The organism is Segatella copri, from assembly GCF_026015295.1.
GTDB classification, from domain to species: domain Bacteria; phylum Bacteroidota; class Bacteroidia; order Bacteroidales; family Bacteroidaceae; genus Prevotella; species Prevotella copri_C.
This window is the reverse complement of record NZ_JAPDUW010000001.1, coordinates 3,632,197-3,655,063: the sequence shown is the minus strand read 5'-3', so window position 1 is coordinate 3,655,063 and position 22,867 is coordinate 3,632,197. Positions and strand designations below refer to the sequence as shown.

11 protein-coding genes are annotated in these 22,867 nt (G+C 46.6%); all 11 read right to left on the bottom strand.

From position 1 onward, the window contains the following. Positions 1–55 precede the first annotated feature (55 nt). Positions 56–1,669, bottom strand: a complete 1,614-nt coding sequence (locus ONT18_RS15225) for an alpha/beta hydrolase family esterase (RefSeq protein WP_264906553.1) — start codon at positions 1,667–1,669, stop codon at positions 56–58. A 165-nt stretch (positions 1,670–1,834) separates the two neighbouring features. Then, positions 1,835–2,548, bottom strand: coding sequence for a hypothetical protein (locus tag ONT18_RS15220; protein WP_264906551.1), 714 nt, complete (start codon positions 2,546–2,548; stop codon positions 1,835–1,837). 35 nt (positions 2,549–2,583) lie between these two features. Continuing rightward, positions 2,584–5,181: a glycoside hydrolase family 98 domain-containing protein gene (locus tag ONT18_RS15215; protein WP_264906549.1), complete on the bottom strand. Its 2,598-nt coding sequence runs from the start codon at positions 5,179–5,181 to the stop codon at positions 2,584–2,586. Continuing rightward, the gene (locus tag ONT18_RS15210; RefSeq protein WP_264906547.1) at positions 5,175–6,836 is read right to left on the bottom strand and encodes an endo-1,4-beta-xylanase; all 1,662 of its coding nucleotides are present in this window, start codon (positions 6,834–6,836) and stop codon (positions 5,175–5,177) included. The genes ONT18_RS15215 and ONT18_RS15210 overlap by 7 nt, the downstream gene beginning before the upstream one ends. A gap of 27 nt (positions 6,837–6,863) precedes the next feature. Further along, a complete protein-coding gene (locus tag ONT18_RS15205; RefSeq protein ID WP_264906545.1) occupies positions 6,864–7,817 on the bottom strand; it encodes a DUF5627 domain-containing protein in 954 nt (317 codons plus the stop codon). Positions 7,818–7,840: 23 nt separating this feature from the next. Continuing rightward, positions 7,841–9,652, bottom strand: a complete 1,812-nt coding sequence (locus ONT18_RS15200) for a RagB/SusD family nutrient uptake outer membrane protein (RefSeq protein ID WP_264906543.1) — start codon at positions 9,650–9,652, stop codon at positions 7,841–7,843. 51 nt (positions 9,653–9,703) lie between these two features. Then, positions 9,704–12,580, bottom strand: a complete 2,877-nt coding sequence (locus tag ONT18_RS15195) for a SusC/RagA family TonB-linked outer membrane protein (RefSeq protein WP_264906541.1) — start codon at positions 12,578–12,580, stop codon at positions 9,704–9,706. A 22-nt stretch (positions 12,581–12,602) separates the two neighbouring features. Continuing rightward, complete coding sequence (locus ONT18_RS15190) at positions 12,603–14,513, bottom strand: RagB/SusD family nutrient uptake outer membrane protein (RefSeq protein ID WP_264906539.1); 1,911 nt, start codon at positions 14,511–14,513, stop codon at positions 12,603–12,605. Positions 14,514–14,526: 13 nt separating this feature from the next. After that, positions 14,527–17,625 carry a SusC/RagA family TonB-linked outer membrane protein gene (locus ONT18_RS15185; RefSeq protein ID WP_264906537.1) on the bottom strand — a complete coding sequence of 1,033 codons (3,099 nt, stop codon included), beginning with the start codon at positions 17,623–17,625 and terminating at the stop codon, positions 14,527–14,529. A gap of 492 nt (positions 17,626–18,117) precedes the next feature. Further along, a complete protein-coding gene (locus ONT18_RS15180) occupies positions 18,118–20,628 on the bottom strand; it encodes a glycoside hydrolase family 5 protein (RefSeq protein ID WP_264906534.1) in 2,511 nt (836 codons plus the stop codon). Positions 20,629–20,861: 233 nt separating this feature from the next. Continuing rightward, on the bottom strand, positions 20,862–22,208 hold the full coding sequence (locus tag ONT18_RS15175; RefSeq protein WP_264906533.1) for a glycoside hydrolase family 43 protein: 1,347 nt from the start codon (positions 22,206–22,208) through the stop codon (positions 20,862–20,864). Positions 22,209–22,867 lie beyond the last annotated feature (659 nt).

The following is a 22,867-nucleotide window of genomic DNA, read 5'->3' as shown; positions in this document are numbered from 1 at the left end:
ACAGCTGTTGTGCATGCGGTGACCAACTGTTATGCACCAACTATTACCCAGTTTACTATTTTTTGATTACCTTTCTGGAAACCTTCTTACCATTGGCAAACTGAATCTGCTCTATAACCAAGCCCTTAGTCTGACCACTGATGCGCTGACCCGCCAGATTATAAGTCGTGACAACACCTTTTCCGAAGGCATCGGTTGTACAATCAGTGATACCCGTACCGGTATCCGCCTTTCTTATCTTCACATTGCCAAGGATAACGGCAGCCCAACCAGAAGACATGGAGAAATAAAGTTCATAGTCACCTTCTTTCTCTATCGTGAAGTTCAAGAAGTGAGCCAGAGAGCCTTTCACCACCTGGTTGGAATTTTCCTTCAAGTTGCCTTCCGAGTCCAGGTTCTGTTCCAACAAGACTGATTTATTGTCGCCAATGCCGACGATGCCTGCATCGTAAGCGACGGCACCATTCTCGGAACCATCATTCCAATAAGAAGAATTGAAAGAAAGCTGGTATTTGCCAGGAATCAAGTGCAGACGATGCCCATCATACAAGCCATAAGAGAGTTTGCACTGGTCGAAATCACGGGCACTGAGATAGAATCCTGTATTGAAATCACCACCAGCCACGAAATCCTTGATACGAGCACCACCCGTATTGGCAGCGCCGTTCGCTTTCTCATCGCTGCGGCTCCCATCATTCATGCTATTGATGCGCTTCCACCCAGCAGGCACGCCTTCACCTACGTTGATGACCTCGTCTTCCCAATTGTCAGAGAACAACACCTCACCCTTAGCCTCGCTAGAATCTTCATTATCAGGAAGATCGAGCTTATACTGCTTGAAGAAGTTCCAAAGCTCGCGGGTAGAATAGACTGCATTAGGATCGTCAGAGTGCCAATGTCCCTTACCATCAATGGCGATGAGCGTAACCTCCGTACCATCCACCTTATTAATATAGCGAGTACGAGTGGCAGCAGCATAACTCATGGATGCAGGATAAGGGCGAATCACCTCCGGATTATCCACATCACAACCTTCATAAGTAGCCCACTTCTTCACATAATCATCTATTCTGCCATAGCCTCCAGCAGCATGGTTAGGATCGCCTCCCCATTTCACGACATCATCTCCCGTGCCATGGATGTGCATAATAGGCACATGGCGTGGAGCCACAGGCTCACGATAATCGACAGGGATACCACTCACAGGACCAAAGGCTGCAACTACAGTTCCCAATTTGGTCATACAATGATAAGTCATCATTCCGCCCATGGAGAAGCCAGAGATATAGATGCGATTCTTGTCTACCTTATATTTCTTCTGCATCGTCTTCATGATGGTTTCTATAAACTTGACATCGCCAGAGCCTGAGATGTCCCAGGAATTATTGTTTCCCTGAGGATAAACCACCAAGATCTTAGCCGTGTCCGCCACCTCGTTCCAATGGGTCTGCCCCATCTGATAATCAGGATTTTGGCTGAATCCATGCATGGAGATGACCATTGGAGCCTTCTCGGGCAAATCGGCAGGCACATACACCAGCATCTCTCGTGTAGCAGTACCCACTTTTACTGTCTGCTTCACTGCCTTCTGCGTATAGGTATGATCGGCAGCTACCACTTGCATGCACAAGGTAAAAAGCAAGCACAGCAAGAAAGTTGTTCTTTTCATTTTAAGTTATAATTATCAGTTATACGATTATCTGTTGTTATAATTGTCTGTTGTTATGACACAAAAAAAATCGGCAAAGTATCTGCTGGATTCAACAAATACCTTGCCGAACATCTGAACTAGGGACTACTCCCTAGTTACACAAAAGGAGTAGAAATTCTGCCATTACTTATTCATTACCTTAACAACCTTACCACTCTGGTACTTCTTGATAACAAGACCCTTGGCGTTAGCTGCAACCTTAGCACCAGCAGCGTTGAATGTTGCTACAGCTGCATCACCAGCTACATGAACGTTCTTGATGCCAGTAGCATCACCTCCGAGTTCCGCTGGAAGAACATTGTAAAGCATGATAGTAGAAATAAGGCAAGGACCGCCCCATCCAGACTTGATAGTAACCAAGTGAGCAAAATCATCAATTGTAGGCTCTTCGCCAGGAACAGTGCGAACCAAATCTTTCTTCAAATCAATAACAATAGCATTTGTATTTTCATCAAAAGCTCTGTTCTCTATGGCAATCATACCACCATCAGCCTGCTGACCTCCCTTAACGGTACGGTTGAACATGAAACGAGGATTGACACCTTCACCATAAACTACCATGTAATGATAGGCAGACAAGTCGGCATACAATGTTTCCGTAACATTGCCATCACCACAAATAACTCCACTAACTGGCTCCGCTGCACCCACATTCCAGTCCACATAAACATGATCTTCAGTTGGCATTGCATCTTTTGTGACACCATCCCATACGTGGTACATGTCCTTAGTCAATTCAACACCCTCATCTGTACTCTCTTCCTGTGCAGAAGCAGAACCGAAACCAGCGAACAATGCAATGGCAACCATTGCTAAACTCTTAATTGTTGTGTTCATAATCGTAAAAAATTAAAATTGTTATTAATAACTAGTTATTTATAAATCTTCTCCGTATAGGTCTTACCGCTACGAAGATAAACTTTCTTGATACTGATACCCTGCTTGGCTGCAGATAAGCGCATGCCCTGCAAGTCGTAATACTCTACATGGTCTACCTGGTCGGCATCAGTGGTTACACCGGCGATACCCGTCAAGGCACCCTTGTAGTTCAAGCGGACGCAATCGAGCACAGCTCTCTTTCCGCTCACATAGTTAACCGTCATATTTCCCTTGACATCAGCGATGTCCATGTCAAACTCCACTTCCGACCATTCCTTGTTGGAAGAAGCATTCTTTGGCAGTGTAACCTGCTTGGCCTGATTGCCGCAGATAACCTTGACAACGGCATCACCTGCAGAAGCCTGATAACGGATAGCCACCTTGTAATTACCTGGCTTGGTAACAGGAATGTAGCCACGAACGGAAGCACCCTTCTGGGTACCCAGGTTCAAGCAGCCCTGACCATAGTATCCACGGAAACCGTTGTTCCAAGCGTTGCCATAGCAACCACCCACATTCTTGTAATCGAAGTTTTCAAACTCATACTGCATCTCTCCCTCATACGCCTCTGGCATGGCAGGAATTTCAATGACAGCGGCAGTCACATCAGAATCCTTCAACTTTCCTGTAGTCTTAGTGCCCTTACAGTTATCGATGGTCAACTCCAACGGACCATTATGCTTTACATAAACCGTAAACTGACCACTCTTCCATTCTGTGGTAACAGTACTTGCTGAATGCTCTGAATTATCCTTCCACGAGATAGTAGGCTGAGCACTGGCTCCCACTACAATGATGGTATCAGTCTGCTGGGCATATTCAGGGAGATTCTTGTCATCCTGCAATCTACCATCACCCACACCATAGCGGAGTCCATCCTTGATACGGTAGTTCTGCATGTAGAGACTCAACTTGTCTGAATACTCACGCATGTGAACCAAAGAATATGGAGCGAGGTTCATCTTAATCTGGCTACAGGTATTGTAGGCAGGTTTCAATGTACCCTTGGCACTGCGTCCATTGTTTACCCAGTACTTACGGATATATTTCATACCACGATTTTCTGCAGCCAACTGAACATGCTCCTCATTATACTGATAAGGGTTGTAGCAAACCCAGGTATTCTCCAGACGCGAAGCATAGATATCACCCGTATATTCCTGCTTGAAGAGCTTGTTCATATAAGCCTTCTTGCTGGTCACGTTACTCCAAGTAGGGTTGCTGGCATACTCGCTGCTCTTGATAGCCACCTGCAGTTTCTTGGCTTCTTCGTCGATGAGATCATACACCACAGGGATGGCAGGATAACGTCCTGAAACCTTCAACCACCATTTGTTGTTCAAGGTGGAGTTAGGCCATTGTGTGCCATTGTCATCCTGCTCGCTCCGATAGAGGCCATCATACAGTCCGCTAGGCGAAACGTATGGTTCCATCTCGTTCTGGCTGGAATAGATATTCTTTGGCTTGATATCATTCTTCACGCAAATCTTGGTACGCTCAATCACCTCGCTGCGAGATGGAATTCTGATGGTTCCATCCAGAATCTTACGGAACATATCGATGTTGATATTTTTAAAGTGATTGAACCAAGCCCAGTTGCGACGGGTATAGCCATCGGCAGTCTTGGAAGTCGCAATCTCACGCAGGTTATCAGTCGTCACCAACTCAGGACCGTCAATCACCGTCTCACCTGTCAATGCCACATGCTCCAAGATAGGAATGGCACCACAAGCCTTAGGGAAATCATTGTAATACTCCTTCAGAAATTTTGAAGCATCCGAAGGGTCCTTGATGGCATTGCCATTCTCATCCAGTTTATCTTGTTCTTCCATCCAGCCGCAGATATCGAAACGAATACCATACTGGCCGGCATATCCACCCAGATAAGCACCCAGACAGTTGCTCTCGATATCATAGAAACCATTCTTCATGGTGTACTTCTCGCAGCAGATGAAATGTTCCTTGTCTGTAGAAAGCAGTCGGTTCATCTCGGCATTACGCTTCATGTATGCCACAGGCATCATATTGGCAGAATAGCATGCCTGCGTAAAGCTCACACAAAGGTAGCCGCCATACTGATGAGCAAACTTCATGAGATGGGTGAAGAGCTCCAGTCGCTTCAGGAAAGATGGCGTATGAATGGTTCCGTTCTCGCGCTTACGATCCTCATCAAATCCCCAGAACTGCTCGGCATAGTTCCATCCCAGAAAGTTAGGATAGTTCTTGTAGTAGCTCTCATAGAGTTCCAGGTCATCGTCATCAAAAGCGCTGCATCCGCCACTGGCAGGCTGGATCATGGTCCAGACGCGGTTCTCTGCACATACCTTCATCCATGAATCCACCACCTTCTTACCATCCGCACAGATACTCTCCGTAGCAGAGAGCGAGAGGTTGAACACCACGTAAGGCTTGATGTCTTCAGGTACCATATTGATGATGGCCTGCGGATTCGGAGAATTCCAGGTGTCGATGTGGATAATCCATACCGGCTGGGATGGCGAGATAACTCTTCGCAGGGCAGGCCCGTCATGAGCCTGCGCCACTGCGAATGTCAGTATCCCAAAAATAAATATAAATAATCTTCTTACCATTTTATTTCTGTTTTCTGAAGTCCATTAACCACACCCACGTAAGTAGGTAGGCGATTGAAATGATTCCACAATCCTACACCCGTAGCACCCTGATTGATAGTAGAGAAAGATACCCCATAGAGTTTGTCGCCCAACACATCCTGTGCCTTGTTCAGAATATAGGCATAGAGTTCAGCCATTCCCTTGTAATCCTCGAATGTAGCCTTGCTCTGATCGGCTACAGTTCCACCAGCATCAGCCAGATATACATTCATATCTGAAAGACGTACCTGCAAGCCTGAAGCTTTCAACTTAGCAAGAAGAATGTCGATATTCGCCTTAGTTTCTGCCAAAGAACTGCTGTTGTATGGCACGTCGAGCTTCGCATCGATGCCTTCAATCTTTGCACCTGCTTCATTCCACTGATTGATATAGTTAATGGCAGCCTCGGTCTTCTCGGCATTAGCCAGCAGATTTTCTTCACTGTAGAACAGTTTGGCATCAGCCTTCTTTGAATGGATTTCCTTGCATACATCAGCCACCCAGTTCTCATCCATGTAGTCGTTAGGATAGAACTCACCATCAGCTACCATGTTCTCAGAAGACTTCAAGGTATAGAAGAGATCTTCTATCAGGTTGGAAGCCACATTCCATGCCTGCACCTTGTCTCCATAGTTCTGCATAACGGAATCAACGTAAGCAAACATAGCCTTCTTTACATCAGCAGCCTTCTCGTCTGCTGGACGAGGGTCGAAATGACCCGGCTTCTGATATGGAGAGTAAACATCAATATTGTCAACGTAAACCTGCTGAGGTACAGCTGCCTGACCAATTACCAGAGTAATGTTGGAAGATTTCAGAGCATCTGCATCAAATGTTTCTGTGAGGTTAACCTTTGACAAATCCACCTTGAATGTTTCCCAAGTCTTTGCCTTGGTAGGAATACCGAAGTTTCTCAACTGCAGGGTTTTGTCACCCACCTTTACTCTGATAACCACATCCTTCTTGACATTTGAAGAATAATAATCGAAGGAGATGGTTTTGATTGTTGACAGGGAAGCACCCTCAGGCAGATTCACAGGAAACTCGATGAACTTGGCTGCCTTCTTGATGCATAGCGACTTTCCGTTCTTTCCTTTTGGATCCTTTGCCACTTTGGAATCCTTGTCTGTTCCGAAGACATCACCGATGGCACTGCTTTCGAAATCATACTTCTGATGGAGATCCACATTCTCACCATCTACCCAAGTATCCTTGGTAGCCTCCTTCATCACAGTCATGTTCCATGCGTTAGGTGCAAAAAGGGAAGCTGTAGGAGCGAGTCCTGCGGCAATAGCAGCATCAACTGCATCTTTTGATGCATCGGCACTGACCGTACCATCATCAGCAACCACAGCAGCATGAGAGAAGCCATCTGCGATATTCACTTCATTGAAGTTCGCCAAAACGGTACTAAAGCTAGTATTGGCAGCTTTCAAATCTGCAATGGTCAAGTTTGCTCCCAACTTCATGCCTGTATAGTTCTTCAGGACTTCATAACCTCTGGTAAGGTCGTCCATCGCTACGTTCTCAGGCTTTTCGCCTGCAGCATAGCTTGTATCGAAGTCCTCCACACAACCAGTGAGCAGCAAGGTTGCTGCTGCACTGGCCAAGAGGATATTATGTATTTTTTTCATAATTCTGATATCAAATTAAAAATGTTCTTACTTTTCAGGAGTGAAAGTCTGGAAACCAATGCCACGATTGCGGACCACCATGGTATCTGTGGTTTCAACCGTACCCAAGGCATCGCTCTTGATATTGTAGTTCAAATAGAGCGTGTTGCGCTTAAACTCGCCCAAGAGCTGGTCGTTCTTGACAAACTTACCACTACCCGAAACCTGAACTCCGTCACTACCGGAAGAGATGGTGCAGTCATCACCGTTGAAGGTCATCAGCACGTTCACCTGATGGTCTATACCACTTGCATCCTTCACAGCCACAGTCATCTGTGCCTTGTACAAGCCTTTGGTCACCACCTTGATTACCTCAGCCTTCTCAATATATGGATAAGCACGGTGAGATTCCTTACCGTTGATCACATCCTTACCCTGGCGAAGATAAGTGGCAGTCCAAGGATTGACGAACTTCACAAGGCAGAATGTAGTATTCTTCGACTCCAGCACCTTGTCAACACCCTGGGCACCTGTCAGCTTCACCGGAATTACATAGCCCTGCTCATAGCTCTTGTCATCGTTGAAGAACGCATCAGTAAGCTTCACTCTTACGCCTCCCATCTGCTGTCCCTTGGCAATGACAAACTGGTTAGGGTTCTCTATCTGATAGTAACTGGATGGCATCACCTGGATGGCAGCGCCATTGATTTTATAGCCATCACAAAGACTGGCATCAGAAATATAGTCCACGGTAACGTTATTATTGTTGCCATAGCCACCTGCACAATATGCCTTGATGTTGATGATGTGGTTGTTATCGTCGGTAAGGTCAGCTTCCTGATCCTCACCCAGCTCCACGGTGCGCACATAACCAGCATTGGCAAAATAGACAGTAGTTTCTCCGTCATATCCAAATTCCTTGTCACCGCTCTCGCAGGAAGCGGCCATCAACAAAGTCATGGCAGCAATGCCTATTGTATTCAATAACTTAAAACTTTTCATTTTCATTATCATTTTTAACTGGTTTATTTCCATCCCTTGTTCTGATGGAGATTAGAGTACTTCAAAGCTTCTGAATATGGAATATAACCATAGTTCATATAGCTATCGAAATGGCGCTCTTCTACATTTGGCAAGATGGTAAACGTATCGTTGTTCCAATCGATGCCCTGAACAGATGTCAACTTGTCCAACTGGTTCCAGCGACGCAAATCCCAGAAGCGGAATCCCTCGAAGCAAAGCTCCAGGCGGCGCTCGTTGCGAATCAGCTCACGCATCTTAGCCTGGTTGCCGGCACACTCGTCGAGATAAGTGTCGTCTGTCAAACCTGCACGGTGGCGGATTGCCTTGATCACATCGTATGCTGAGTAAGCATGTGTGCCAGGGTTCTTAGGACCCCAAGCCTCATTGGCAGCCTCAGCATAGTCGAGGAAGAACTCGGTGAAACGTGCCTTGCAGCTATACTTGGTTACCTTAGATGTGTTGCTAGGATTGCAGTTGGCAGTCATGCGCAACATCTTCTTCATATAGTAACCGGTGCGGGTAGAAGCATCACGGCGGCCGATACCGTCATCGCCAGAAGAGCTACCCGTCTTGATTACCTTGTTATCAACGCCCGCTGTGGCTCCATTATAGATAATGTATTTAGCCAGACGAGGGTCACGGTTGGCGTATGGATTACTCTTATCATATTCACTGCGTGCATCGGTGATAGGATAACCCTTGGCATCAGGGAAGGCATCTACCAGATTCTGGGTAGGATTGGTTCTGCCGCTTCCGTAGAGTGATGGAGGGAAATTGTTCTTCTCGTCATCAATCTCTTCTGCATTCTTGGTACTGCGCCAGATGATTTCAGGAGGATTGGAACCAGTCTGCAAGGCTTTCATCTCTGCATCGTTGTCGTAGTAGGTAAGACCTGTAGAAGGCAAACCTGATGGACCGCCTACATAGTCAACCACCTCGGCAGCTGCATCAGCAGCCTGTGCCCAGGTTACATTGTTCTGGGCAGGATCCTGGAAGGCAGGGCTTGCAGCAAGCAGCAAGGTACGAGCCTTGATGGCACGCAGAATCAGTCCGTTGATCAGCTGGCGTGCATTCTCGCCCATCACCTTATTATATATACCCATCTTGCCATCCTTGACAGATGCCACCTCAGGCACATTCAGGATATCGTCATACTTGGCTGGCACCTTGTCGTCACTTGTCACTGGCTCATAATCCATAGGCAGCAGCTTGTCAGCCTTCTCGATGTTCGCCAGGATGAAATCTACATGCTCCTGGAATGTCTTGCGAGGCTGGTTGAAATCAGCATCCGTTCCTACAAATCCGTCAAAGAGCTGTGTGCCGAGCAACTTTCCTTCATTGTCAAATCCGGCATGGGCACGAAGCAGATAATAGGCATGGGTAGCCAGAAGTCCGTATGCCTCACCTGTCAGGCGTCGCTGCATCAGCTTGTTCTCATTGACATTCTTCAGGAACCCGATGTTCGAAACGTTTGAGTTCAGGAAGATATACAAATACTGCATGGAAGACAGGTCGCTGTTCCAGCGACCCGTAGGGTCCCAACTCTGAACGGTCCATGAGCCCGTGGCATACTTAGACCAGTTGGCTCCCTTCTCATTCGTCACGGCATCATCCGTCGCTACATCCGTTCCTGTGCCCACCTCGTAATTTGGCAAGTTACGGTAAGCGGTGAGCACGAAGCCCCTGGCCATGGTAGGATCATTCTCCATCTCGTTGATGTCCTTCATGTTTTCTGCAGCAGGAGTAAAGACATCATCACATGCTGTCAACAATGCCGCAGAAGCCAATATCATGAATATATTTCTTAATTTCATAATTCTTTATTGTCTAATTTTTCAATATCTAAGATATGATTTCATCAGCCTTTAGAACATCATCTTCAAGCCCAGGTTGTAGAAACGGCACTGTGGTGAACCATAGCTGGTTTCCATATACTTGCGATGCTTGCTGATGGTGAGAAGGCTCTCGCCCAATACGTAAACACTCATACCCTTTACTACCTTGTTCTCAAACCACTCTTTTGGCATATCGTAGGTCAGCTGCACCTTGTTGAGGTTGAAGCAGTCTGTGCTGTAAATCCAGAAGTTTGAGTTGCGGAAGTTGTTGGTATTGTCCTTGGCTGTCAAACGTGGATAGGTAGCGGTAGCGGCTGTCTCAGGTGTCCAGCGTCCACGAACCACAGAGGTATATTTCTTCTGGTTGTAAATCCAGTCGTTGCTCTTGAAAGCCTTGGCACCCATCTGACCTGTACCGGCGATGAAGAGGGTAAACTGCTTCCAGTTCAAGGTGATGTTTACACCATAGAAGAAAGGAGTTGCACCCCATCCATACTTACCCATCACCTGCTGGTCGTTGCTGTCAATCTTGCCGTCACCGTTGATATCCTTGTACTTCAGGTCACCAGCCTTGATTTCACCGAAGGTATGGTTTGGCACAAAATTAGGATCGTCCTTATCGAGGTTTGCCTTCATGTGGTCAACATCTTCCTGTGTGAAGAAGCCTTCGCAGACATAACCGCGCATCACGTCGAGAGCCTGACCCTGTGCGTTCATGTAGCTATATTCGTTTTTCTCCTCACGCTTGTTAACCTTTGAGTCGAACACCATACCTGTGAGTCCGAGCTGTGCCTTCACCTTGCCGATGTTCTTCTTGAAGTTTACGGCGAAGTCGAAGCCCTGTCGCATATCCTCGTTGTAGTTCAGGGAGGTGATGAAAGAACCGTCACTCTTCATCCATTCAGGATAGATGGTTGCAGTTCCCGCAGTAAGCAAGCCCGAAGTAAGCTGATGGAAATAGTTCATGTCGAAACTTACGGTACCATTGAGGAGTGAACCCTCCAGACCTACTCTCCATTCCTTACGCTTCACGAAATCGAGACCATAGTTGCTACCACGCTTAGAGAGTGTGGTGTGAGTTCCGTTGCCACCGCCTTCGTTCCAGGTGTAGTAACCTCCCTTCACTTCATAGTATCCCTGGTAGAGATAATAATCAGAGATATCGATATCCTGGTTGAGCACAGAGTAAGAAGCGTTCAGCTTCAAATCGTCGAAGCAAGGAAGTGCATTCTTGAACCATTTTTCCTGACCGATTCTCCAACCCAGTGTTCCTGATGGAGAAAGAGCATTGCGATGACCCTCTGCCAGCTTGGATGAATGAACCAGGGCACCACCAAACTCTGCATAGTACTTCTGAGCATAATTGTAAGCTGCTCGAAGGGCAAGGTTGGCATTGGTGGTGCGGTGGTAAGAAGAACCCTTTACACCAGATGAACTCTCATGATTCTCGTCCACGGAATTCGACTTGGAGTAACCCCAGCCAGCCAAAGTGGCATTTACGTTGTGAACTCCGCCAAAGGTATTCTTATAGTCAAACTGAGCACGGAAGGTGGTGTTCTGGTAATATTTCGATGCACCGATATACTCGCTCGTACTGCTTGATTCCTTACCATATTTCTTCAGGTCGATAATCATGTCCTGTCCGTTCACATTTGCCCAGGTAGGCTCATAAACGGCATAGTCGAGCTTGTAAGCCTCAGAGTAGTTGTTCCAGTAGTCGATGCTGAAAGCAGTCTCGAAGCTCAATCCCTTGACCCACTGATCGAAGTCGGCTTTCACACCCACATCAAAGTTGAAGGTACGGGAGTGATTCTTCACGTAGCCGGCAGCAAGCGCATCACCAAAGAAAGTAGACTGGTTATCGTTGTTGCCACCCAGCAGATACTGGCCATCGAGCACGTGGAATTTAGAGCCTGCTATCATCTGCTGCAAGGCTGAATTGTTGGCATCCATCATGGAGATTGGCAACAGACCGGAGTACCAGTTAGGACGCATGTTGGTAGCTGTTGACCAGTAGTCCTCAGGACGTCCGCGATAGTTGTCCGTGATGTTGATGCCTACATTCACGTAAGCACCCAGCCAGTCGGTGATGGTAGCATCAATGTTAGAACGCACGCGGAAGGAATTATCTTTGTCCTTCTTATGCTCGCCAAACTTCACCAGACTGTTGTTGTAGGTCATGCCCAGGTTGGCATAGTATCTGGCAAATTGGCTACCGCCCTTCACCTCCATCGTAGCATCCGTACGGTTGTTGAACTTGCGCAGGTAGTCGCTGCTGTAGAAATCCATATCAGGATAGCGGTAAGGATTGGTACCTGCAGCCGTATTGTAAATCTGCTCCTTAGAGTATTTCAGCGGCTGTGTAGGGTCATCATTGGTCATCGCCTCGTTATAGAGCGTCATATACTCAGCCGCACCCAGATATTCAGGATAAGCCTTAGGTGTATAGATGCCCGTATTGACGGTGGCGGCGATGCTCAATGGCTGCACCTTACCACGCTTGGTAGTGATGAGGATTACGCCCTTGGCAGCCTTGGCACCATAGAGTACTACGGCAGAAGCGCCCTTGAGCACGGTAACCTTCTCCACCTCGGTGGCATTGATGGTGCTAGCCTCACGGGGAACTCCATCTACGAGAACAAGTGCACCCTGTCCCCAAACATTTCCGTTATAACCACCAATGAGCGACTGAAGATCATTGAGTGCATTGGCGCTGTAGTCCTTTTTCAGCAGCTCTTCGACATTCACCTCGCTGACACCGCCCATCAGGTCAGCCTTGGAAACCTGACCGAAAGCCACGTTTACCTTGGTAGTGTCGGCCATTTCCTGGGCGCTTGCCACACCACTGGCAACTAGCATGGAAGCTAGCGCCAATGACATTCTCTTATTAAATATATTATGTTTCATAATAAATTCTCGAATTGTTTAATTATTCCCAACCAGGGTTCTGAGAGAACTCAGGATACATCTTGACATCCTTTCTCAGGAATGGGAACCAGTAATGCTTTGAAGTAAACTTACGGGTAATCAATGGCTCCTCCTTCAGGTTGAGCACGTGATTTTTCTTTGGATCGTCGTAGCGGTCAACATCCTTCTGGTCGGCTGCACGGTCGAAGTAAACAGCCATCTTCTGGGTGTAAGGAGCCTTGTCTATCAGGAGCCAGCGGCGAAGGTCAGTGAAACGGTGTCCCTCGAAAGCCAACTCTACGGCACGCTCACGGCGAAGCTCGCTCATAAAGCCATCCAGATTGGTAAGATACTCATCAGCAATATTATCCACATGCGCACGGTTGCGGACGATGTTCACGGCATCCACGGCACTCAGATTGAATGCCTGGCTTGATGCCTTGTAGCCATAACCCTGAGCCACCGACTCGGAATACATCAGATAAACATCTGCCAGACGAATCATGCTCAAGAGTACGCGCATAAACTTAGCACGTGCACCACTATCATCAAAATCATTACGGTATGGATCACAGAACTTCTTCAGGCAATATCCCGTAAAGCAGTCCTTGGCAGATGTTGCCGTACGATACTTTCCCCCCGTATAAAGAGAAGCATACTGCACATCTGCATCTTTTCCTGCACTCTTCACACACTTCACACCATCATAGATGAAGAGGTCGTAGAAGCGAGGGTCACGGTTCTTGAACGGATATTCCGGATCATAGCCGCTGTCGGGATCCTTCTTCGTGATGTCCTTGATAGGCTTACCGTTTGCCATACCGAAGTAATCCACATAGTTGGCAGTAGGATAAACCTTGATACCAGCCTGAATAAGGCAGGTAGGACGGTAGTCTGTCACCTGATTCCAGATCCAGTTGTTGTTACTTGAATTCTCGTAGAAGATAGCCTCTTTCTCACCAGGAATCTTTTGACCCTGATCATAGGTATAGAAGATATTCATGTAATTTTCATAAGAAGACAGCTGGTAAAGTCCTGTTTCCTTGTTGATCTTCAAAGCCTCGCCGAATGCCTCAGCAGCCTTCTGGCAATACTCCTTATTATATCCGTTAACATTCTTGAAGTCAGGATTCTCCTTGCTTACTTCATTCATCAGCGGCGAACCTGCCCACAAGTAGTTCTTGCCCAGGAAGCAGAGAGCTGCTATCTTGTTAGGACGGAACTTGTTCTTGCCCACGTTCTGCTTACCCACGGTTGTTTTATCCCAATCTACAGGCAGCAGCTCAACAGCCTTCTTGAAGTCTTCGGCTGCCTTGTCGGCACATGCCTGATAGGTGAGGCGTGGATAGTTGAACACGGCAACAGATGGAATCAGGAAGTCGATGTATGGAATACCGCCCCAATACTGCATAATCTGGAAGTGGAAGAATGCACGGAAGAAATAGAGCTGACCTGCAATCAGGTTCTTCTCTTCCTGGGTAGCATCTACCAGGTTGCCCAGATTTTCCAAGCCCAGGTTGGTGGCATAGATTCCCTGCCAGCACATACCCCAGAGGCGCCCCTTGAAATCGCGGTTCACATCATGATTGCCGTCCAGGTCGATACCCGAATGGAATGGAGAATACTGCACCTCGTCCCATGCCCAATAGTTTCCCTGGTCGATGGCATTAGTGAGCATACGGGTCTCTGATGGCTGCCAGTATTCATCCTCGCCATAGTTCCAGCAGCCATGATACCAGGATGTAGATGCGAGACCAGGGATGTCGTTGTAGCACTGCTCCAAGAAACCCTGAAAGTTGGTATAATTCTTATATGGCTCCGTTGGGGCAATATCACTGCCCGGTGCCTTGTCAAGGTAATCAGTACATGATACTGAAGAGAGAGACAGGGCTGCCGCAAACAGCAATGTATATATTTTATAAAACTTTTTCATATTTACGATTCATTTAAAATGTCAGGTCGAAACCTAAGTTAAATCTGCGTACGGTTGGATAAGCACCATTTGCCGAGTTGCCGCTGAAGTTATTCTCACGGTCATCAGGCATATTGGTCCAGAGCAGCAGGTTGTCACCATTCAGATATACACGGAGTGAATTCAAGTGCATTCGCTTCACCCAAGCACCCCTGAAGGTATAAGCTATCTCGGCATTCTTCAAGCGCAGGAAAGCACCGTCATAGAAGTAACGGGTACCGGCATTTCCCTCGTCTGCCACTGTGGTCCAGCGTGGCAAAGACAACTCTCCACCCGGATTGGATGGCGTGAAGTAAGAACCCTCCTTAAAGGCAATGTGGGTTTCACGCTCAAAGGTTGGGAAGTTCACCTCGCGGGTAACATTGGTTACACCATAGAACTGTACCGTTACGCTCAAGCCCTTCCACTCTGCTCCCAATGTAGTACTGAAGGTATTCTCAGGAATAGAGGTATACTGATAAGGCGCCATGTCATCTTTTGTAATCTGACCGTCACCATTGAAGTCTGAAATAATGGCATCACCCGTATATTTCTCTGAATCATGGCTACCCCAGGTAGGTACGGCATAGAGATCATCCCAGTTGCGGATAAAACCATGATCAATGTAACTATGGTTCTGACCGATGGCATAACCCGCCTTGTTCAGATAACTTGCCTGAAGCTTTGGATCATCGGCAAACTTAATCTCGTTGGTAGCATGGGTCATATTGAAGTTTGCCCATGTACGCAGATTCTTGTTCCATGCCTTGTTCACCTTCAGGCTCAACTCGTAACCCTTGGCATCCACCGAACCCACATTGGCAACCGTGTAGTTCATACCATAGTAAGAAGGGATGGAACGGTCGGTTAAGAGCACATCGGTACGCTTGTCGCTAAATACATCCAGCGAACCGGTAATCAGTCCGCCCAGGAATCCGAAGTCGAAACCCAGGTTGCGCTTCTCTGATGTCTCCCAACGCACGTTAGGGTTTCCGATACGGGTAAGGCGATATATAGTATAAGGTGAATCATAAGTGGCATCACCACCCAGATAGGTCTTACCACCATAAGAATACTGGTCGGTATAGAGATAAGAACCTCCGGTAGAATCATCACCGATGCGACCCCAGGATGCACGCACCTTAAACATATCTACATATTTCCTGATGTTCTTCATGAATGGCTCCTCGGTGATAGTCCAACCGAGAGAAGCTGATGGGAAGAACTTGAAGCGATAGTCGGGACCAAACTTCTCAGAACCGTTGTAGCATCCGTTCAACTCGAGCATGTAGCGCATCGCATAGTTGTATGTGGCACGGAACACCCAGTCTTCACGATAATGCTTGAAAGAAGAACCGTTGGCATATTCGTTGCGGTTGAATACACCCATTGCACCCACTTCATGATTGCCGAACTTGCGGTTCCAGTCGAGCTGAGCCAGATAATAGAGACGGCGATAAGTTGCATCCGTTTTTACCTTACCGCCATTGATGGTCCATGCCACAGACTCATGGTAATCCACGCTCTGGTCATAGGAAACTGAGCCATCATCAGGGTTAATCCACTTCAGCTGCGGATCCATATACTGGTCGCTGATACCACGCTTCTCCTCTACCATTGTATTGTCAAGAGAAACCTTGGCAACAAACTTCAGACCCTTGGTCAGGAAATCGAGTTTCTGGGTAAGAATAAAGTCGGTGGTAATCTGTGTATTGGTACGGTTCTCCACACCGCTTCGGGCAAGGCTCATCACAGAGTTAGGACAGTCGGCCTTACGTGGACCATAGTATCCATAAGTTCCGTCAGAATAAATAGGACGCATGGCATCTGGAGCTGCATGATAGACAGAAGCCCAATAAGCACTGGAATCACTCGCCTTGTCCCAAGGGAAATGGCGGACACCGTTACTACCGAAAAGGTTGGTAGAGAACAGAGTAGTCTTGGTCAGATTGAAGTCCAGGTTGGCACGCATGTTAACACGGTTATAGCCGAAACCAGACTTATAGCCACGACCGCTGGTGAAGTCCTTGAACAGGTCACCTTCATGAGAGAAGTCAATAGCTGCAAAATATTTCACGAGTTTGGTACCTCCCGAAACATCCACGCTGGCATTGTAAGACATGGCTGTGTTGTTGAACAGTTCCTTCTGCCAATCCACGTTAGGATAGCGGTCCCATTCCTCAGCATTAGCAGGGTTACGATACTTGTCAATAATAGCCATTGGCTTGTAAGAACCCCAGGATTTTTCGTCGCTGATGTTCAGCTCGCGCTCTACCACTCTATTCAGAAGACGGAAAGTATCGTAAGAATCATATTTCTCAGGCAACTTGGAAACCACCTTCATGGTAGCATTCGCCTTCACGTGTACGGCAGCCTTACCTTCCTTACCACGCTTGGTAGTAATGAGGATGACACCATTACCACCCTTCACACCATAAACGGCAGTGGCAGAAGCATCCTTCAATACGGAAATGCTCTCTACTGAAGAAAGGTCAACGGTGTTCATGGCACGCTCCACACCATCCACGAGGACGAGAGGGTCATTGGAACCGTTGATAGAAGTCTGGGTACGGATTACGATCTTAGGATCTTCCTCACCTGGCATACCCGTAGAAGAGAAAGTAACGACACCTGGAAGATTACCTGTCAGAGCTTGACCCAAAGAAGAAACTCCGGCATGACGATTCAAGGTTTTCGCATCTGTCTGTGCAATAGAGCCGACAACAGAGGCTTTCTTCTGCTGGCCATAACCAACCACTACTACCTCGCCCAATGTATTGTCATCAGTCAAGGTAATTTTAAACTGTCTTTTCTTACCTACTTTAATCGTTTTAGATTCCATACCGATATAGGTAATGACAAGGGATGAATTTTCAGAAGGTACTGCAATCTGAAAGTTACCATCCATGTCGGAGATGACACCCGAAGTGGCATCACCCTTCACTTTCACAGTAGCACCAATCAGTGGCTCTCCTGTGCCGTCAACAATACTACCCTTCACGGTAATCTTCTGGGCTTGTGCGTTCAAGCTGCAGAAGGCTCCCACGAGGCATAGAGCTGCTGTCCGTTTAAATGTAAACACTTGTTCAATCATGTTGTATCATTTTAATTAAGTTTGTTTCTAGGTGTTATTACTTCTTGGTTAAAGAACACGGCTGCAAAGGTAGAAAACTGTCATGAGAACGTGTTTTCTTGATGTTCCAATTGTTTCATCTCTTGTTACAGCACACCGTAACTAACACATTTTCTGTATTTTATGATAAACTAAAAAAAAGAAACATGTTATAGCACAAAAAATGGCGCATATCACTATGCACCACTTCCGAAAACAATTAAACCTGTTTCACAACAGTCTTGCAGTTCATCAATATGAACTGTTTTCTTTTTATAAAAGCATAAATCTAAAAATAAATATCTTATTATTGTATATACTGCAAAATTACTACAAAACTCAAAAATACTGTTTGGCAGATGTTCCAAAATATTTGCATGATAACACATAATAAAGAAAAAGACAAAAAAATAAAAAGATGACCTCACGTTTTGCGAGGCCATCTTTCACATTTAACAATCTATCTCACATATTTTATCTCAAAACCACCTTCTTGCCATTATGGATATAGATACCCTTGGTTGGGTGTTCTACTCGCTGACCCTGAAGCGTGTACCAGCCAGAGTTCTGTCTGGTCTCCTGACCGCTGATATTCTCAGCACTCTCGACCTGCCCGATGCCCGTAGTGCCATCGTTCCAACCGCCATCGATGCTTCTTGAACGGAAAGCACTGGTCATGGAAATCTTCAGATGACCTACCACTACCTCAAGCCATGAACCACTGCCACCCCAGCTGTTTGCTACAGGAGTGAAGCGGAAGTGATAGTAACCCGTGCGGGAAGCGGTGAATCGTACCTGACCACTATTGCTGCCATAAGTATTTGCACCGGTGTTCTTGTTCACATTCTTGGTACACTGGATAATCTGAGAACCCAGCACGTTGTTGCTCTCGTCGAGAACCTCACACTTCAGATAAGGAGACCCCGACCACGCCACGGCATTATAAGAGAATACATAGCTGCCCTGCTTCAACGAGAAGCCATAGCCCCAAGTAGAACCAAACTCAGCGTAGCCTGCCTTGCCGGCATCGCTCTGACGGATGTAAAGACCCGTAGAAAAATCACCACCGGCAAACTTGAAGATGCGTGGACCAATGCCAGCAGCACCAGCAGCCTTCTGCTCTCCGGCATCAACAATCTTCCATCCGGCAGGAACCTGTCCCACGGCATTCAGTGCCAGCGGATTTCCCTTGAAGTAAAGAGCCACATTGCCTACCAGAGCCTCAACCCAGGCACCACCTGTGCCCTTGGCATCTGCCACAGGGGTGAAACGTACACGGTAATTGCCCTTAATCATGGAATAGAACGAGAGAAATACCTTGTTGGTACCCGAGAGATAAGCACCCGCCTTGCCATTCGCATTGCCATTTGCCTTGACGATGGTAGAAGCAAGAACAGCATTCTGAGGGTCGAACACCTCCACCTTCATATATGGAGCACCCTTCCAGGCTGCCACATTGCAGCTCAGCTCATACTCGCCATATACCAGAGGCAGGGTATAACCATTTGTATTACCATATTCTATATAGCCAGCCTTATCGGCAGAAACAGTTCTCACATAGAAAGCATTCTTGAAATCACCAGAGAAATTCATGATGCGTGGACCGCTCGATTTATTGCCGGCATAAACCTGAGTGCCATTATCTGCCACCGTCCATCCCGAAGGAACGAATCCGCTGCCATTGCCCCACGACTTGATGATGTTCTCGCCCTGGGTATTGGCAGAAGTAGAAGGCTGAGTATTCTGGTTAGAAGAAGACGTACCAGCAGACTTATGAGCATAGTCTTTCTTAGAATACTCATAATACCAGTAGAAACAGGTCAGACCGCATGCCTCAGGGTTAGCCTCCAAGCCTGCCTTGATTTGACCAGTTTTCAGGAAGTTGTCGATATCAAGATAATCATCAGTACTGGTCAGCGTCATGCTGATGTTTCCGAAATGATCCATCACCTTCTTCCAGGCATTACCCCATTTGCTGGTAGTAGCAGTTCCCCATGAACCCAGGTTGCTGGCCACCCACTGTCCAAACTCATTATACTTACCGGCACCTGGTTTCTCCGGGCTCCAGTCTATCTCAGAAACAAGAATCGGTTTATTTTTTACAACAGGCACCTGCTTCTGGAAATTATAGATGAAAGCGTTGGAATCATAGTTGGTATCACTTGCCCCATACCATCCCGGATATACATGCACGGCATAGCCGAAGTTGCTGTCGGAAACAGGATAAGAGGCATAATTCTCATACTGGCTCTGGTAGCCCGTGCCAGGAATCCAGATAATACCCTTGAAGCCATTCTTACGAATCACATCAACCACTGGTTGGAAATAATCTCGCATGGCTGTGGCAGAACTCTGACCATACCTATTATATATATGAACAGGCTCGTTGGCAAGTTCCAGGGATACGATGCCTGAATTATTCTTCACCCAACTGTTGCTGGAAACAATGTTCCACACCGTTTTAAGATAATTCTGATAAGCATCTCCTACCTTCAAATCCTTAGGACATACGCCTGGAGGACGAATCACCACATACAAGCCATGATTGATGGCCTTCTGCGCAATAGGCAGATAAAGGGCATCAAGATACTTCTGCAAACGGGTAGCACTGAAACGCGATATATTAGCCTCTCCAGTATCAGAACCCGTTGACTTCTTGTTGGGATCATTGGTCCAGCCTGGTTCGAGATGAAGACGGAAGATATTACAATAGGTACCTTTGGCAGGATTCTGGAGTGCTCCAAAAATCTTGTCATAATAGCTTATGCATGCCGAGATGTTATTGTCGGTACAGCTATACCCCCAACGATATTTGTTGAAGTAAGGACTCGGTGTATCCATCACACCATGCAAAACCACTTTGTTGCCATAGGCATCATTCAACTGATTGCCATTCACATGAAGCGGCGAAACCACTCCAAACTGGGCGAACAGACATGACGGTAGCAACACAGCCGCCAATATCGCCAAAAATCTCTTTTTCATTTGTTTTTAGGTTGAAATATAAAAGTTTATAATTGTTATAATGCCGACAGTTTCACCGGCTTTTCTGATTTACACAGTTAAAACGCTGCAAAAATAGCGATTTTTTCGAATCATAACTTTATTTCATGTAACAAATGCTTTATGATTGGTTTCATAGTCTAATGATTATCCAAGAGTGTCTATTTCATAATACAGAAAAGATGACACCGCATATGGCGATGTCATCTTTTTGTTTACTCCCCAAACTTCCACCAATCCAGGAAGAAGAGGTTCTGCTTCTGGATGTCGCCTCCCTTAAAGACGAAGTAGAGATCATGAACACCCTTTACCTTCTTCACCTGGGTTGAGAAGGTTTTGTATTCATCCTTGGTGTTCTTGATATCCACCTTGCCGATGCACTGGCCGTTTACCCCATCAAGACGGATTTCAATGCTGCCGCCAAACATGTGGCAGGAGGCAGAAACCTCAAACTTACTTGCACCCTTCCTAAAGTCAACACCCTTCACGAGGATATACTTTCCCTCATCAATATTCGTAACCACCTGGTTCCATCTGTCCTTCTGTGCCCATTCGTTCTTAGGCTGCGTCTTCAATCCATAGCCCCAAGCCATCGTCTCAGCCTCAACCTGGCGATAAGGGTTGAACCATTCTATCTGCTCCAACTTGCAGTCCTGGAAGTATGGCAACTCCTGGATGGTTCCGTCAGGATTGTAAGTCATTTCGGCCGCAGAAACAGAACGCTGCTCGGCATGACGCCCCGTCTTCAAACGGAAGATATCATAATTCAAGCCGAAGCAATAGCTCTTGCCCTTATAGTCGATGATGCCCGGATGATTGCCACGAGTACGAGGCGTATGGTTCATGATATGTCCCTTATATTCCCACGGTCCGAGCGGATTCTTGCTCATCGCATAACCGATGCCCTCAGGACAGCAGGTAGAAGCATAAGCCAGATAATAATTGCCATTGCGCTTCCAGAACCAAGGACCTTCCTGATAATCCTGAATCTTCGGGAAGTGCATGATGGAATCAGAATAAGAAATCATGTCCTCGTTCAGTTTCACTGCCTTCAACTCCGGGTTGCCCCAATACATGTAAGCCTGGTTATCATCATCTACCCATACAGTAGGGTCGATGTCGAACCAGTCGCCCTCCCATGCCAGAGGCTTTCCGATAGGATCCTTAAACGGTCCGTATGGATTATCTGCTACCAGCACTCCGATGCCATGACCGTGGATAGGGCAATACATATACCATTTGCCATTGCGCTCGATGACCTGTTCTGCCCAGGCACCATTCTCGCCCTTGAACCACTTGAAGTCTTTCAATGAAGCCACGGCACCGCGGTCTTGCCAGTTTACCATATCCGTTGAGGTATAGAGCAGCCAGTCTTTCATCAGGAACCCTTCAGCCCCATCCTCATCGTGGGTGGTATAGAGATAAACCGTATCGTTGTGCACATAAGGTGCAGGATCGGCGGTGTACTTGGTCTGGATGATAGGCAAGTTGATGTTCTGTGCAGTTGCTGCAGTTCCCATGCCAGCCAAAAGCAGGGATAAAATCATTCTGTATCTAGTCATTTTATGATTTAAATTAATTATTAGTTGATTAAATTGTTATTTGTGGATGCAAAGGTAAGCAAAAAAGCAGAATTCTACTTTTTCATAATTATCAAATACTTTATTTTATGTAACACTTACATCTGTACCTTTACTGCCTTTCCGACATATTCCACCCTCTTGCTTGCCAGCATAGGCTGATAGCCTGCACTGCTATCAGTACTCAACAAGAAAAATAAAACACGGACAAATTGAATTTGTCCGGATTGCCTGTCCGGACGCTCATAACCGCCCAATAATCAACGCATTACAAACCACCGGACAATTTGTCCGGACAAATTCAATTTGTCCGTGTTATTTTTTTAGCATGAAATCATAAAGAAATACAAGGATTTCCATCCTGTCAATGAGTTCCCAAATAGAAAACGCAGACTTCAGCCCCAAGAAACGGTGAGTTTTAGAGGAGAAAGCTATGAGTTAGTTTTTTTAACATAAAGCTCTAAAGCAGCCAAAGGAGAATAAGAGAGGTTGGAACGTAAACAGTTGGGAATGAGTAGATTTGCACAAAGTTGCCAAATCGGCATAAAGCAAGCGAGTGAGGAATATTGAAGTAGTTCAGTTACTAAATCGTGAGCCACAGTTACCTATGCAAAGCAGGTAACAATGCGGAAAGGCAACTT

Coding starts and splice junctions, on each gene's coding strand:
- ONT18_RS15225 (WP_264906553.1), bottom strand. CDS start 1,669: ATGAAAAGAACAACTTTCTTGCTGTGCTTGCTTTTTACCTTGTGCATG.
- ONT18_RS15220 (WP_264906551.1), bottom strand. CDS start 2,548: ATGAACACAACAATTAAGAGTTTAGCAATGGTTGCCATTGCATTGTTC.
- ONT18_RS15215 (WP_264906549.1), bottom strand. CDS start 5,181: ATGGTAAGAAGATTATTTATATTTATTTTTGGGATACTGACATTCGCA.
- ONT18_RS15210 (WP_264906547.1), bottom strand. CDS start 6,836: ATGAAAAAAATACATAATATCCTCTTGGCCAGTGCAGCAGCAACCTTG.
- ONT18_RS15205 (WP_264906545.1), bottom strand. CDS start 7,817: ATGAAAAGTTTTAAGTTATTGAATACAATAGGCATTGCTGCCATGACT.
- ONT18_RS15200 (WP_264906543.1), bottom strand. CDS start 9,652: ATGAAATTAAGAAATATATTCATGATATTGGCTTCTGCGGCATTGTTG.
- ONT18_RS15195 (WP_264906541.1), bottom strand. CDS start 12,580: ATGAAACATAATATATTTAATAAGAGAATGTCATTGGCGCTAGCTTCC.
- ONT18_RS15190 (WP_264906539.1), bottom strand. CDS start 14,513: ATGAAAAAGTTTTATAAAATATATACATTGCTGTTTGCGGCAGCCCTG.
- ONT18_RS15185 (WP_264906537.1), bottom strand. CDS start 17,625: ATGATTGAACAAGTGTTTACATTTAAACGGACAGCAGCTCTATGCCTC.
- ONT18_RS15180 (WP_264906534.1), bottom strand. CDS start 20,628: ATGAAAAAGAGATTTTTGGCGATATTGGCGGCTGTGTTGCTACCGTCA.
- ONT18_RS15175 (WP_264906533.1), bottom strand. CDS start 22,208: ATGACTAGATACAGAATGATTTTATCCCTGCTTTTGGCTGGCATGGGA.